This is a genomic window from Kribbella sp. NPDC002412, from assembly GCF_053592935.1.
Genome location: NZ_JBSFBL010000006.1, coordinates 28486 through 42085, shown reverse-complemented (window position 1 = coordinate 42085; position 13600 = coordinate 28486). Strand labels below are relative to the sequence as shown.

Here is a 13600-nt window from a genome sequence, read left to right as displayed (position 1 = left end):
GGTACTAGGTGAGGCTGGCGAGGCCCTTCGGCAAGAAGCGGGTTCCGTTGACCTTTTCCGACAGGCCCGTGCGGTCAAGGTACGGGGTGATGCCGCCCAGGTGGAAGGGCCAGCCGGCGCCCAGCAGGAGGCAGAGGTCGATGTCCTGGGCCTCGGCGACCACGCCCTCGTCGAGCATGATGCGGATCTCCTCGGCCAATGCGGTCAGGACGCGGGTACGAAGCTCCTCAGGAGTCGACGGCTGGTCGCCGACGGTGACCAGCTCGGCGACCTCGGGGTCGACGACCGGCTTGCCCTCCGGCCAGACGTAGAAGGAACTCTTGCCGGCGGCAACGACCTTGGCGAGGTTCTCCGAGACCGCGAACCGGTCCGGGTAGGCCCGGTTCATCGTCTCCGCCACGTGCAGCGCGACCGGCAGGCCGACCAGCTGCAGCAGCACGAACGGCGGCATCGGCAGCCCCAGCGCGGACAGCGCCTTGTCCGCCTCCGGGATCGGCGTCCCCTCGTCGACCGCCGCGCTGACCTCACCCAGGAACCGGGTCAGCAGCCGGTTCACCACGAACGCCGGCGCGTCCTTCACCAGCACGCACGACTTCTTCAGGGTCTTGCCGACCGCGAACGCCGTCGCCAGCGTCGCGTCGTCGGTCTGGTCCGCCCGGATGATCTCCAGCAGCGGCAGCACCGCGACCGGGTTGAAGAAGTGGAACCCGACCACCCGCTCCGGGTGCTCCAGGTCCGCGGCCATCTCGGTGACCGGCAAGGACGAGGTGTTGGTCGCGAGTACGGCGTCCGGCCGGATGATCTTCTCCAGGTCGGCGAAGATCGTCTTCTTCAGCTGCAGCTCCTCGAAGACGGCCTCGATCACGAAGTCCGCGTCCGCGAACACCGCCCGGTCGACCGACCCGGTCACCAGCGCCTTCAGCTGGTTCGCCTTGTCCGGCCGGATCCGGCCCTTGCCGAGCAGCTTGTCGATCTCACCGTGCACGTACCCGACCCCGCGGTCCACCCGCTCCTGGTCCAGGTCCGTGAGCACGACCGGAACCTCGAGCCGCCGGACGAACAGCAGCGCCAGCTGGCCCGCCATCAGACCGGCCCCGACGACACCGACCTTGGTGACCGGCCGGGCCAGCGACTTGTCCGGCGCACCGGCCGGCCGCTTGGCCCGCTTGTTCACCAGGTCGAACGCGTAGAGGCCGCTGCGCAGCTCCTCGCTCATGATCAGGTCGGCGAGCGCCTCGTCCTCGGCCCCGAACCCGCGGTCGCGGTCGTTGTCCTTCGCCGCGGTGATCAACTCGAGCGCCCGGTACGGCGCCGGCGCCGCACCACTCACCTTGAGGTCGGCGAACGCCTTGCCCCGGGCCACCGCCGCGTCCCACGCGTCACCACGGTCGATCTCCGCCCGCTCGACCGTGACCTCGCCCGTGAGCACCTTGCTCGCCCAGCTCAGCGACTGCTCGAGGAAGTCGGCCGAGTCCAGCAGTACGTCGCCGATGCCGAGCTTCACCGCCTCCGGCCCGCTGAGCATCTTGTTCTGGTTCAGCGCGTTCTCGACGACGACCTTGACCGCGTGGTCCGCGCCGATCAGGTTCGGCAGCAGGAAGTTGCCGCCCCAGCCCGGGATCAGGCCGAGGAAGACCTCCGGCGTCGACAGCATGCCGGCGGCCACCGAGACGGTGCGGTACGTCGCGTGCAGGGCGACCTCGAGGCCGCCGCCGAGCGCGACGCCGTTCACGAACGCGAACGACGGCTTGCCGCCGTCGACCAGCTTGCGCATCACGCCGTGCCCGATCCGGCCCAGGTTCAGCGCCTGCTCCCGTTCGGTCAGCTTCGGCACACCGGTCAGGTCGGCGCCGGCGGCCAGGATGAACGGCTTGCCGGTGACACCGATCGCGACGACCTCGTCGCGCGCCAGGGCCGCGTCGATCGCGGTGTTCAGCGACGCCAGGCCCTTGGGCCCGAACGTGTTCGGCTTGGTGTGGTCGTGCCCGTTGTCCAGCGTGATGAGCGCCATCGTCCCGGCCTTGTTCGGGAGTACGACGTCCCGCGAGTGCGCGAGCGTGACGACCTCGTCGGTCTCGATCGCAACGGCCTCGTCAATCAGAGCCTTCAGGTCCGTCACTTCGCGTTCCCTTCCCAGTTCGGGTTCTCCCAGATGACCGTTCCGCCCATGCCGAGGCCGACGCACATGGTGGTCAGGCCGTAGCGGACCTCGGGGCGCTGCTCGAACTGCGTGGCCAGCTGGTTCATCAGCCGGACGCCGGACGACGCCAGCGGGTGGCCGTACGCGATCGCGCCGCCGTACGGGTTGACCCGGGGGTCGTCGTCGGCGATGCCGTAGTGCTCCAGGAACGCCAGCACCTGGACGGCGAACGCCTCGTTCACCTCGAAGGCCTCGATGTCGTCGATCGTCAGCCCGGCCAGCTTGAGCGCCTTCTCGGTCGCCGGGACCGGGCCGACACCCATCACCTCGGGCTCGACGCCGGCGAAGCCGTAGGACACCAGCTTCATCTTCGGCTTCAGCCCGAGCTCCGCGGCCGCCTCGGCCGACGTCAGCACGCAGGCGGTCGCGCCGTCGTTGATCCCGGCCGAGTTGCCGGCCGTGACCCGGCCGTGCGGGCGGAACGGCGTCTTCAGGCCGGCCAGGTCCTCGGCCGTCGTACCAGGGCGCATCGGCTCGTCGGTGGTCGCGTAGCCCCAGCCCTGCTCGGCCGAGCGGGTCGCGATCGGGACCAGGTCGGGCTGGATCAGGTCGTTGGCGTAGGCCTTGGCGGCGCGCTCCTGCGAGGCCACGGCGAACGCGTCCGCGCGCTGCTTGGTGATGGTCGGGAACCGGTCGTGCAGGTTCTCCGCGGTCGACCCCATCACCAGGGCCGAGGTGTCGACCAGCTTCTCGGAGATGATCCGCGGGTTCGGGTCGACGCCCTCGCCCATCGGGTGCCGGCCCATGTGCTCGACTCCGCCGGCCACGACCACGTCGTACGCGCCGAACGCGATCCCGGCGGCGGTGGTGGTGACGGCGGTCATCGCGCCGGCGCACATCCGGTCGATGGCGTAGCCGGGCGTGGTGTTCGGCAGGCCGGCCAGCAGGGCCGCGGTCCGGCCGATGGTCAGGCCCTGGTCGCCGATCTGGGTGGTGGCCGCGATCGCGACCTCGTCCACCCGCTCCGGCGGGAGCTCCGGGTTGCGCCGCAGCAGCTCCCGGATGCACTTGATCACCAGGTCGTCGGCGCGCGTCTCGGCGTACTGGCCCTTGGCCTTGCCGAACGGGGTGCGAACGCCGTCGACGAACACGACATCGCGGATCTCACGGGGCACGAGGGCCCTCCTCTGGGGGTCGGGAAAGCTACCCCGATGCTACCCGCCGGTAACAGAACCGCCAAGGAAGCCGGGCCTGTGCGGCTGCTCACAAACCACAACCATGTGGTCACGCAGGCCTAACCCGTGGCGAACACCGGCGAATCGGCGCATGCTGGTGGCAGGTAGCTATGGGGAGCCGTTCTATGAACAACCTTGATCTCGCCGTACCGGTCCTGAGCCGGGGCAAGCACCGCAATCCGCGCAAAGGCGCCTGCTTCATGGAGTTCGCCTCCTACCTGGCCGGCGAGCCGTGGTCGGACCACCCGGCCTGCACGCACGCTCTGCTGGCGGGTGTCGCGCGTGACGTCAACGACTGCACGACGGATGCCGGCCGGTCCCGGCTGGCGCCGTTGATCCCGTCCGTGATCGGGCTGACTCCGGACGACCCGCACGTGGTGCCGCGGGTGACGGCGGTCTGCATCCAGCACGCGCTGCCGATCGTGTCCCAGGAGCGGCAGTACATCCTCGCCGTCGCGCTGCTGGTGGGGGAGCGGCACCTGGCCGCGCTGGACGGGCGGCCGCTGGACGACCTCGAGCCGGCCTCGCAGGCGGCGCTGGAGTCGGTCCCCGCCGCGACCAAGTGGGCGCGGTCCTTCACCTCCCGGGCCCACCGGGGTACGCCGGACTTCGCGAAGCGGACCGCCCCACGCGCCGTGTCGTGCGCGGTGGAGGGGATCTCGCAGGCCTGCGTGCCGGACCCGGACGACCGGCTGTACAAGCTGCTCACGTCGGCGATCGACGAGTGCAGGAGCTGGATGCCGCAGCCGACACCAGCGCCGGCCGAACCGGTCAGGCAGCCGGCGGAGGAGGCCGTGGAAGTTCGCTAGGCGACCAGTAGGCTTCACCGTGTGACCTTGGAGATCGATACCGGTACGGGGTTGATGCCAGTCCACGAGTGGAATCCCGAGGGTGACAGACCCGGGGTGCTGCTCCTGCAGGAGATCTTCGGGGTCTCCGGCTACATCAGGCAGCGGGCCGCGGACCTGGCCGCCCTCGGGTACTACGTGATCGCTCCGGAGATCTACTGGCGCCTGGACGACACCGACCTGGACGAGTCCGCGCCGGACGTGCTCGAGAAGGCGATGGCGCTGGTCGGCCGGCTCGACTGGGACCTGGCCGTCTCGGACTCGGTCGCCGCGCTGGAGTACCTGCGCGGCCGCGACCTCGGCACGGGGATCGTCGGATTCTGTTTCGGCGGCGGACTCGGGTTCAACGTGGCCGCGGCGTCGGCTCCGGACGTGCTCGTGAGCTACTACGGCTCCGCGTTGCCGCAGCTGCTGGAGCTGGCCCCCAAGGTGAACGTCCCCAGCCTGCACCACTTCGGCGACGCCGACACCTACCTGAACGCCGACGACGTCATCCCCGCGCTCGGCGACGCCGAGATCCACCGCTACCCGGGCGCCGGTCACGCGTTCGACAACCCGATGCCCGCTTTCCACCACGCCGAGGCCTCCGAGCTGGCGTGGCGGCGTACTGTCGCCTTCCTGTCCCGTGAACTTCCGACCTCCCAAGGATCCTGATGATGAGCCTGTACGACATCCCGCTGACCACCCTCGACGGCGCGGCCACCTCGCTCGGCGACTACAAGGGCAAGGCCGTCCTGGTCGTGAACGTCGCCTCGAAGTGCGGTCTCACCCCGCAGTACGAGGGCCTGGAGAACCTGCAGAAGAAGTACGCGTCCCGCGGGTTCACCGTGGTCGGCGCGCCCTGCAACCAGTTCGGCGGTCAGGAGCCGGGCACGTCGGAGGAGATCTCCACCTTCTGCTCGACGACGTACGGCGTGACGTTCCCGCTGCTCGGCAAGCTCGAGGTCAACGGTGACGGCCGGCACCCGCTGTACGCCGAGCTCACCCGGACGCCGGACGCCGCGGGCGAGGCCGGCGACATCCAGTGGAACTTCGAGAAGTTCCTGGTCAGCCCCGAGGGCACGGTCGTCGCCCGATTCCGCCCCCGCACCGAGCCGGAGTCCCCGGAGGTCGTCGAAGCGATCGAGGCCCAGCTGCCGAGCTAGCTAGGCCGTGCCTGGCAATTCCCCGCCTACTGCGCGGAATTGCCACACGACCTAGTCGAGCGGTTTCACCGGCGCTTCCGCTGCCATGGCGTCCGTGATGACTTCGGCGGTGAGGCCGATCTGCCACTCGCGGGCGCCGTGGTCGCGCAGGAACGCGCTGACGACCTCGAGCGTCGGGTCCGGCGGCGGCGCCCAGGCCAGGCGGCGGATGGTGTCCGGCGCCATCAGGTTCTCGGTCGGGAGGCGGTGTGCCTCGGCGATCTCGCCGACCGCGGCCCGCGCCGCCGACAGCCGAGCCGCCGCGTCCGGGTCCCGGTCGGCCCAGGCGCGGGCCGGCGGTGGACCGTCGTACCGCGGTCCTTGCTTCGGGAGCTGGGACTCGGGCAGCCGGCGCGCGTGGTCGATGGCCTCCCACCAAGTCCGCATGTGCCGGTGTGCGCCGCGGCCCTTGAACGCGGTGAGCCGCTGCAGCGTGTCCCGGTCGGCCGGCATCGCCGACGCGGCCTCGACGATCGCGGCATCCGGCAGGATCCGGCCGGGGGAGATGTCCGCGGACTCCGCGATCTGGTCGCGCGCCTCCCACAGGGCGCGTACGACGGCCAGGCTGCGGCGGTTGCGGACTCGGTGCATCCCCGACGTCCGGCGCCATGGGTCCGGCTTGGGCTCCCGCGGGGGAGCGGACAGGATCGCGGCGAACTCCTGCTCGGCCCACTCCCACTTGCCCTCGCGGCGCAGCTCGGCCTCGATCGCGTTGCGGAGCTCGATCAGCATCTCGACGTCGAGCGCGGCGTAGATCAGCCAGGGCCCGGGCAGCGGGCGGGTCGACCAGTCGGCCGCCGAGTGCTCCTTGCGCATCCGGTAGCCGAGCACCTCGCTGACCAGCGAGGCGAGGCCGACCTTCGGGTACCCGAGCAGGCGGCCGGCCAGCTCGGTGTCGAACACCTTCCGCGGCACCATCCCGACCTCGGCCAGGCAGGCGAGGTCCTGGTTTGCGGCGTGGATGATCCACTCCGCGTCGACGATCGCGTCGCCGAGCGTGGACAGGTCGCCGAACGGGATCGGGTCGACCAGGGCCGAGCCGGCGCCGTCGCGGCGGAGCTGGACCAGGTACGCGCGGTGCGAGTACCGGTAGCCGGAGGCACGCTCGGCGTCGACGGCGACCGGGCCGGTCCCGGACCGGAACGCCTCGACCACCTCGGTCAGCGCGGAGTCGGTGTCGACGACCTCGGAGAGGCCGTCACGGAGTTCGAGCAGTGGCAGGTGCGCGGTCGGGTCGTCCGGTACGGGCGACTGCTGGGTCTCGGCTGGGCTCATCGGCCCCGCTGTCCACGCCGGGTCGGCATCGCCACCACCCCCGGCGGCACCGGCGGCAGTCCGGCCGCCGTGCAGAGCACCTCACCCCATGCCTCTGCGTGCCTGGTCACGTCCACGGTGCCGGTGCCACCAGGTCCCGGCACCGGACTCCAGGACGCGCGGATCTCGATCTCCGCCGTCGCGTCGTCGTCGGCCATCCCGCCGAAGCTTTCCGAAACCACCCTGGTGACGGTACCGCTCGGGGCCAGGAACTCGGCACCCCGGTCGGTCAGCGCCTCCATCAGCCAGGTCCAGCCCACGCCGCCGAGCAGCGCGTCGGTCACCATCTCCGGCTCGACGGCCGCACGCACGTACGCGACACAGCGGAAGGTCGACTGCCAGGCGTCGTTCCCGTCCGGGTCGTAGAGGATGACGAGCCGGCCGGTGGCGACGTCGTCGCCGTCGACCGTCACGTCGGCGCTGACCGCGGCCGCGTGCGGTGCGATCCGCTGCGGCGCGGGCATCTCCTCGACGAATACCTCGGGCCGGAACCGGGCACTGCGCAATTGCGACACTGCCTCGGCGAACTCCGCGGGTGGCGCGTCGACCTGCTTGCGGGCACCCATGCTTCGCAGCCTACGACTGATTACTCACAGACGCTGGTCTCGACGCGCCGGTGACCGTGCCCATGGCCCCGCGACGGCCCCTCACGGGCGCAATTACGGGCGTGGGATCATCGCTGTGTGCCCCTGACACCACCTGCTGCCTCACGCAGCGCGACCGAGCACTCTCCCTTCCTGCTGGCGGCCCGGGGTGAGCCCGGTCCGCACACGCCGGTGTGGTTCATGCGGCAGGCCGGGCGCTCGCTGCCGGAGTACCGGGCGGTCCGCGAGGGCACCACGATGCTCGAGTCCTGCATGCGTCCCGACCTCGTCGTCGAGATAACGCTCCAGCCGGTACGCCGTTACGGCGTCGACGCGGCCATCTACTACTCCGACATCGTGCTCCCGCTGAAGGCAGTCGGCTTCGACATCGAGATCAAGCCGGGCGTCGGTCCGGTCGTCGCCGCCCCGGTGCGGGACGCGGCGGGCCTGGAGGCGGTCCGCCCGGTCACCCAGACCGACGTGCCGTACACCACGGACTCGGTGAAGCAGTTGGTCGCGGAGCTGGGCAGTACGCCGCTGATCGGGTTCGCGGGCGCTCCGTTCACGGTGGCGTCGTACCTGGTGGAGGGTGGGCCGAGCAAGGACCACGCGAAGACGAAGGCGCTGATGCACAGCGACCCGGCGCTCTGGCACGCGCTCGCGGACCGGCTTGCCGACGTGGCGATCGCGTACCTGTCGGTGCAGGTCGAGTCGGGTGCGTCCGCGATCCAGTTGTTCGACTCGTGGGCGGGCGGGCTGTCGCCGCGGGACTACGAGCGGTTCGTGGCCCCGCACTCGGCGAAGGTGTTCGAGGCGCTCGCGCCGTACGGCGTGCCCCGGATCCACTTCGGCGTGAACACCGGCGAGCTCCTCGGTCACATGAGCGAGGTCGGCGCGGACGTCGTCGGCGTGGACTGGCGAGTGCCGCTGGACGAGGCGATACGGCGGATCCAGGCAGCCGGATCGCGGCCGAAGCCGGTACAGGGCAACCTGGATCCGGCCCTGCTGTTCGCCGGCTGGGACGCGCTGGAGCCCGAGATCGACCGGATCCTCGCGGAAGGCAAGGCGGCACCCGGACACATCTTCAACCTCGGCCACGGAGTCCCACCGGACGCGGACCCCGAGGTGCTGCACCGGATCGTCCGTCACGTCCAGACGAAGGCGGCCCATGTACCTGCCTGATCACGACGTCACCCTCGAGCTCCTCACCGAAGCACACGCGGAGCCGCTGCTCGCCTTCGAGCGGGAGAACCGCGCCTACTTCGCGGCCTCGATCGAGGACCGTGGGGACGCCTTCTTCGAGGAGTTCGCGGCGCGGCACGCGGCGCTGCTGGCCGAGCAGGAGGCAGGGATCTGCCGGTTCCACGTGCTCGTCGACGGCTCCGGCGCGGCGGTCGGCCGGGTGAATCTCTACGACCTCGAGAACGGCTCCGCGGAGCTCGGCTACCGGATCGCGGAGAAGGCTGCCGGGAAGGGCCTGGCCACGGCCGCGGTGCGGGCGGTCGCCAGGCTCGCGGCGTCGGAGTACGGGCTGACGATGCTGCGGGCCGGGACGTCGGACCGGAACCTCGCCTCGCAAGCGGTCCTGACGCGGGCCGGTTTCCGCCAGGTCGGTGCCGAGGGTGACCAGCGGACGTTCGAGTTGACGCTGGCGGACGCGTGACCTCGGTGGTCGTCGTCGGTGGCGGGATCAGCGGGCTGGCCGCGGCCCACGCGCTGGCGACCGGTCCGAATCCACCGCGGATCACGGTCCTGGAGGGCTCACCCCGGCTCGGCGGCAAGCTGTTCGGCGACGAGCTCGAAGGTGTCCCGGTCGACCTGGGCGCCGAGTCCGTGCTTGCCCGGCGGCCGGAGGCGATCGACCTGATCAAGGCGGTCGGGCTCGGCGACGACCTCGTGCACCCGGCGACGACCTCGGCCGGGCTGTGGATCGGCGACCGGATCCGGGCGATCCCGCCGACCGTGATGGGTGTCCCCGTCGATCCGGCCGCGACTGCCGACGTACTGGGTGCTTCGGCGTCCGAGCAGGTCGCGCACGAGGCGGAGCTGCCGGCGCCCGCGCTGACCGAGGACGTCGCGATCGGGCGGTTCGTCGCCGAGCGGATGGGGTCCGCGGTGACGGACAAGCTGATCGACCCGCTGCTCGGTGGTGTGTACGCCGGCCGTGCGGAGGAGATCTCGCTGGCGGCCGCCGTACCCGATCTGTTCGCCAAGCTGCGCACCGCGCCGAGCCTGCTCGCGGCGACCGCTGAGCTGCGCGAGGCGGGCCAGAAGCGGGCCGGCCAGCCGGTGTTCGCGGGCATCGTGGGCGGGGTCAACCGGCTCATCTCCGGGCTCGAGAAGGATCTGATGGGTCGCGGCGTGCAGATCAGGCGCCAACTGGCGGTACGGCGGATCACGCGCAGCGCTGACGGCTACGAGTTGGAGGCCGGACCGGTGCCGGCTCCGACGTTCTTCAGTGCGGATGCGGTGATCGTCGCCGTACCGGCATCACCCGCGGCCCGGATGCTGTCCGAGCTGGTGCCTGCCGCGTCGGCCGAGTTGGGCACGATCGAGTACGCCAGCATGGCGATCGTGACGCTGGCCGTGCGTAAGCAGGACTGGCCGGCGGATGCGGTCGGCTCCGGCTTCCTGGTGCCGTCGGTGGAAGGGCGGACGATCAAGGCGTCGACGTACTCGCATGTGAAGTGGCAGTGGTCGAGTGACGCCGGGGGAGAGTTGGCTGTGCTCCGCGCCTCGGTAGGGCGGCTGGCCGAGGAGTACGTGCTGCAGCGGTCCGACGAGGAGCTGGTGGAACTGGCCACCGCGGACTTGCGGGTCGCGATGGGGCTGCAGGCACCGGTAGTCGGCTCAGTGGTGACCAGGTGGGGCGGTGGGCTTCCGCAGTACGCCGTGGGGCACCTGGACCGCGTGGACCGGGTGCAGGCGGCGGTCGCGGCGGAGCCCGGGTTGGCTGTGTGTGGAGCGGCGTACCGGGGTGTGGGGATCGCTGCGTGCGTGGCCTCGGGCAGTAAGGCGGCTACCCGGGTGCAGGGCTATTTAGACACATTGGAGACAATGGCTCCGTGACGGAGAAGCCGAAGGCGCGTGAGCTGAACAATGTGATCCGGTACACCCTGTGGTCGGTCTTCAAAGTGGAGACGCCGCTGGGTGACCTGGACCGCGACGAGCTGACCGCCGAGCTGTCGGACCTGATCGGGAAGCTGTCGGCCGACGACGTCGTGATCCGCGGGATCTACGACGTCGAAGGGTTCCGGGCGGACGCGGACTTCATGATCTGGTGGCACGCGCCGACGTCGGACGCCCTGCAGAAGGCGTACCACGCGCTGCGGCGGTCCCGGCTCGGCCGGCACCTGGCGCCGATCTGGTCGCAGTTCGCGCTGCACCGGCCGGCCGAGTTCAACAAGAGCCACATCCCGGCCTTCCTGGCCGACGAGGAGCCGCGGGCGTACGTGTGCGTCTACCCGTTCGTGCGGTCCTATGAGTGGTACCTGCTGCCGGACGAGGAGCGCCGGGCGATGCTGGCCGAGCACGGCAAGATGGCCCGCAGCTACCCCGACGTCCGGGCGAACACGGTGGCCTCGTTCGCGCTCGGCGACTACGAGTGGATGCTGGCCTTCGAGGCCGATGAGCTGCACCGGATGGTCGACCTGATGCGCGACCTGCGCGCGTCCACAGCCCGCCGGCACGTGCGCGAGGAAGTGCCGTTCTACACCGGGAAGCGGACCGAGCTCGGCGAGCTGGTCGCCAACCTGGCCTGACCGGCATGCACCGCAAGGCGTTCCCGGTGCTGTACGTCTCCAACGTGCGCCGCTCGGTCGAGTTCTACACGCTGCTCGGCTACGAACCGACGTACCAGTTCCCGCTCGAGGGCGATCCGCACTACGTGGGTCTCGAGCGCGGCGACTCCTCGCTCGGCCTGTCCGACGCCAACTGGCCGGAGGCCCAGCTCGGCATCACCGTCGGTGCGGCGCCGCGCTTCGAGCTCTTCGTGTACGTCGACGACGTCGACGCCGAGGTGGAGGCCTTCCGGAACGCCGGTCACGCCGTCCTGCAGGAGCCGGCCACCATGCCCTGGGGCGAACGCCAGGCCTACATCGCCGACCCGGAGGGCAACCCGGTCGCCCTCGCGACCCCGATCTAGCTGCCCGGGCGCTGCAGCAGGTAGTCCTCGGCGCGCATCGAGGTCGGCTCCTTGACGTCCTCTGGGAGCAGCTCGCGCAGGTCGCGCTCGGTCAGGCTGTCCGGGTCGCGCTCGGACAGCCGGGTGGCCTGGTTGGCGATGGCTTCCTCGAGCACGTTCCGGATGAACCGGCCGTTGCCGAAGTTGTGGCCGCGCGGCGCGGGCGGGATGACCTGCCGGACGACGTCCAGCACGTCGTCGGAGTAGAGCATGCCGCGCTGCCGGGCCTGCAGCTCGAAGATGGCGACCAGCTGGTCGTTGTCGTACTCGCTGAACGACAGCAGCTTCGGGAACCGGGACGCCAGCCCGGTGTTGGACTCCATGAACCGCTGCATCTCGCGGTGGTACCCGGCGACGATCACGACGCACTCGTCGCGGTGGTCCTCCATCAGCTTCAGGATGGTGGCGACCGCCTCCAGGCCGAAGTCACCCGGGCTGTTCTCCGGCACCAGCGTGTAGGCTTCGTCGACGAACAGCACCCCGCCGAGCGCCTCGCGGAACTTCGCCGCGGTCAGCGGCGCGGTGGTGCCGACGGTGGAACCGACCAGGTCGGACCGGTCGACCTCGACCACGTGGCCCTTCTCGAGCACGCCGAGCTGGCTGTAGATCCGGCCGACCAGCCGGGCGATCGTGGTCTTGGCGGTACCGGGCTTGCCGACGAACACCATGTGCCGGGCGCGCTCGTGACTCGGCAGGCCGAGCTCCTTGCGGCGCAGGTTGGTCTTGATCTCGGCCACCATCCGGCGGACCGCTTCCTTGATCGACTCCAGCCCGATCAGCGAGTCCAGCTCGGCGAGCGGGTTCTCGCTGAAGTCGACCGGCTTCGGCAGCGCCGGCTCCGCCGAGTCCGCCGCCTCGACCCGGGGCAGCGGGACCACCTTGGCCAGCGGCTCGGGACCGCCGGCGGGCTTGCCGGCCGGCCGGCGCTCTCGGTCGAGGACCCGGTAGAACGCGTCCAGGTCCGGGACCTGCGGCTCCGGCCACGGCGCGTCCGTCAGGACGCCGGACAGGTGGACCGACACCCGGGTGGCTGCGGCGGCCCAGGACCGCGCGAGCACCCGCTGATTGCCGCGTACGGCGCGAGCCAGCCACTCGGTGTTGACGGCCAGCCAGGCCTGCGGGTCGAAGCCGCTCCTGATCTCGGAGAGCGCCTTCTCCACGTCCTGGGCGGCGGGGCCGAGGATCTGGGCGACGGCCGGCGGAAGGCCGCCCAGACCGGCGCTCAGGACCAGTGGGGACAACAATTGGGCGAAGTCGCCGGTCTCGGCGTCCGGCATCGCCATCAGCAGCTTGGCGTGCGCGTCCCGCAGCGAGTTGACCGAGTACCGCAAAGCCGCCGAGGACCCGGCCAGCTCCGGCAGCACCACCCGCTCGGTGTCGGTGAGCGCGGAGGTCCGCCAGAACTGCACGATCGTCTCGTAGTCGGCGGTGGCGTGCATCCGGGTGTTCTCGCGGTCGGCCAGCACCCGGTCGAGCGCAGCGGTCAGAGCCCGGGCGCGGACCGCCATCGGCGGCGCGTCGACGAACAGGCTCACCACGTCCCGAGTCAGCTTGAGTGCTTGCCGCCGGCCCTCCTCACGGAAGCCGCGGACACCCGACACGACCTGCAGCGGCCAGTCGGTGGCGCCGTACCGGACCACGTAGCCGGCGCCGCCGAAGCGGTACGCCGGCCGGTAGAAGTCGCGGGCCAGCTCGGTGCCGATGTCGGCGTACTCGCCGTGCAGCACCGGGATCCACCCGGTCAGCAGCGGCGCGACCTGATGGGTGAACCACACCGGCGCCGGCGTGCCGCTCACGAACCCCGGGAACGCGTCCGCCCGCAGCGGCCGCAGCGTGTTCGGGTCGTCGCCCCAGGCGCGCAACTGCCGCCGTACCCGGGCCACCCACTCGGCCGGCACCTCCCAGGCCTGATCGGCGGCGAGTACGTCGAGAACCCGTCGCCCGCGGGTGTCGTCAGCCACGCAAAACCCTTTCACCCGTCCCGGCACCTTGGCTGGCCGAGTCTAGTCCGTCACCAGCCGATCACCGGGGGCAGGCGGGCCCGCGAATGATCACCCCTGCCTTTGAAAGGCGTACCTGGTGTTCACGTGTTGGACCTTGGCCGGGACCGGT

At 70.9% G+C, this 13600-nt stretch carries 13 protein-coding genes; 8 read left to right on the top strand and 5 right to left on the bottom strand.

All coding sequences use genetic code 11. The annotated features are described in order from the left end of the window. Positions 1–4 precede the first annotated feature (4 nt). Both ACWCOV_RS06705 and ACWCOV_RS06700 read right to left on the bottom strand, forming a co-directional pair. Positions 5–2119 carry a 3-hydroxyacyl-CoA dehydrogenase NAD-binding domain-containing protein gene (locus tag ACWCOV_RS06705; RefSeq protein WP_449828245.1) on the bottom strand — a complete coding sequence of 705 codons (2115 nt, stop codon included), beginning with the start codon at positions 2117–2119 and terminating at the stop codon, positions 5–7. Further along, on the bottom strand, positions 2116–3315 hold the full coding sequence (locus ACWCOV_RS06700; RefSeq protein WP_449828244.1) for a thiolase family protein: 1200 nt from the start codon (positions 3313–3315) through the stop codon (positions 2116–2118). The genes ACWCOV_RS06705 and ACWCOV_RS06700 overlap by 4 nt, the downstream gene beginning before the upstream one ends. Positions 3316–3500: 185 nt before the next feature. Here ACWCOV_RS06700 and ACWCOV_RS06695 point away from each other — a divergent pair, with 185 nt between their 5' ends. Genes ACWCOV_RS06695 through ACWCOV_RS06685 form a run of 3 tightly spaced genes read left to right on the top strand, consistent with a single transcriptional unit; the run spans position 3501 to position 5368 of the window. Next, positions 3501–4184, top strand: a complete 684-nt coding sequence (locus ACWCOV_RS06695; RefSeq protein WP_449828243.1) for a hypothetical protein — start codon at positions 3501–3503, stop codon at positions 4182–4184. A 21-nt stretch (positions 4185–4205) separates the two neighbouring features. Continuing rightward, positions 4206–4877: a dienelactone hydrolase family protein gene (locus tag ACWCOV_RS06690; RefSeq protein ID WP_449828242.1), complete on the top strand. Its 672-nt coding sequence runs from the start codon at positions 4206–4208 to the stop codon at positions 4875–4877. 2 nt (positions 4878–4879) lie between these two features. Further along, entirely contained in the window at positions 4880–5368 is a 489-nt protein-coding gene (locus tag ACWCOV_RS06685) for a glutathione peroxidase (protein ID WP_449828241.1), read from the top strand. A gap of 51 nt (positions 5369–5419) precedes the next feature. On the opposite strand, the gene ACWCOV_RS06680 is transcribed toward ACWCOV_RS06685, so the two are convergent. Continuing rightward, a complete protein-coding gene (locus tag ACWCOV_RS06680; protein ID WP_449828240.1) occupies positions 5420–6682 on the bottom strand; it encodes a ribonuclease D in 1263 nt (420 codons plus the stop codon). Further along, the gene (locus ACWCOV_RS06675) at positions 6679–7287 is read right to left on the bottom strand and encodes a DUF3000 domain-containing protein (RefSeq protein WP_449828239.1); all 609 of its coding nucleotides are present in this window, start codon (positions 7285–7287) and stop codon (positions 6679–6681) included. The genes ACWCOV_RS06680 and ACWCOV_RS06675 overlap by 4 nt, the downstream gene beginning before the upstream one ends. Before the next feature lie 117 nt (positions 7288–7404). On the opposite strand from ACWCOV_RS06675, the gene hemE reads away from it, so the two are divergent. From hemE to ACWCOV_RS06650, 5 genes are read left to right on the top strand one after another with little or no spacing between them, the layout of a single operon-like run. Beyond that, positions 7405–8487: a uroporphyrinogen decarboxylase gene (gene hemE / locus ACWCOV_RS06670; RefSeq protein ID WP_449828238.1), complete on the top strand. Its 1083-nt coding sequence runs from the start codon at positions 7405–7407 to the stop codon at positions 8485–8487. Then, positions 8474–8968 carry a GNAT family N-acetyltransferase gene (locus tag ACWCOV_RS06665; RefSeq protein WP_449828237.1) on the top strand — a complete coding sequence of 165 codons (495 nt, stop codon included), beginning with the start codon at positions 8474–8476 and terminating at the stop codon, positions 8966–8968. Before hemE ends, ACWCOV_RS06665 begins: the two co-directional genes overlap by 14 nt. Next, positions 8965–10374: a protoporphyrinogen oxidase gene (gene hemG / locus ACWCOV_RS06660; RefSeq protein ID WP_449828236.1), complete on the top strand. Its 1410-nt coding sequence runs from the start codon at positions 8965–8967 to the stop codon at positions 10372–10374. The genes ACWCOV_RS06665 and hemG overlap by 4 nt, the downstream gene beginning before the upstream one ends. Then, on the top strand, positions 10371–11066 hold the full coding sequence (gene hemQ / locus ACWCOV_RS06655; protein WP_449828235.1) for a hydrogen peroxide-dependent heme synthase: 696 nt from the start codon (positions 10371–10373) through the stop codon (positions 11064–11066). The genes hemG and hemQ overlap by 4 nt, the downstream gene beginning before the upstream one ends. Positions 11067–11071: 5 nt before the next feature. After that, positions 11072–11449: a VOC family protein gene (locus ACWCOV_RS06650; protein ID WP_449828234.1), complete on the top strand. Its 378-nt coding sequence runs from the start codon at positions 11072–11074 to the stop codon at positions 11447–11449. Here the strand turns inward: ACWCOV_RS06650 and ACWCOV_RS06645 are convergent. Beyond that, positions 11446–13449, bottom strand: a complete 2004-nt coding sequence (locus ACWCOV_RS06645) for an AAA family ATPase (protein ID WP_449828233.1) — start codon at positions 13447–13449, stop codon at positions 11446–11448. The genes ACWCOV_RS06650 and ACWCOV_RS06645 overlap by 4 nt on opposite strands. Between the last annotated feature and the right edge of the window lie 151 nt (positions 13450–13600).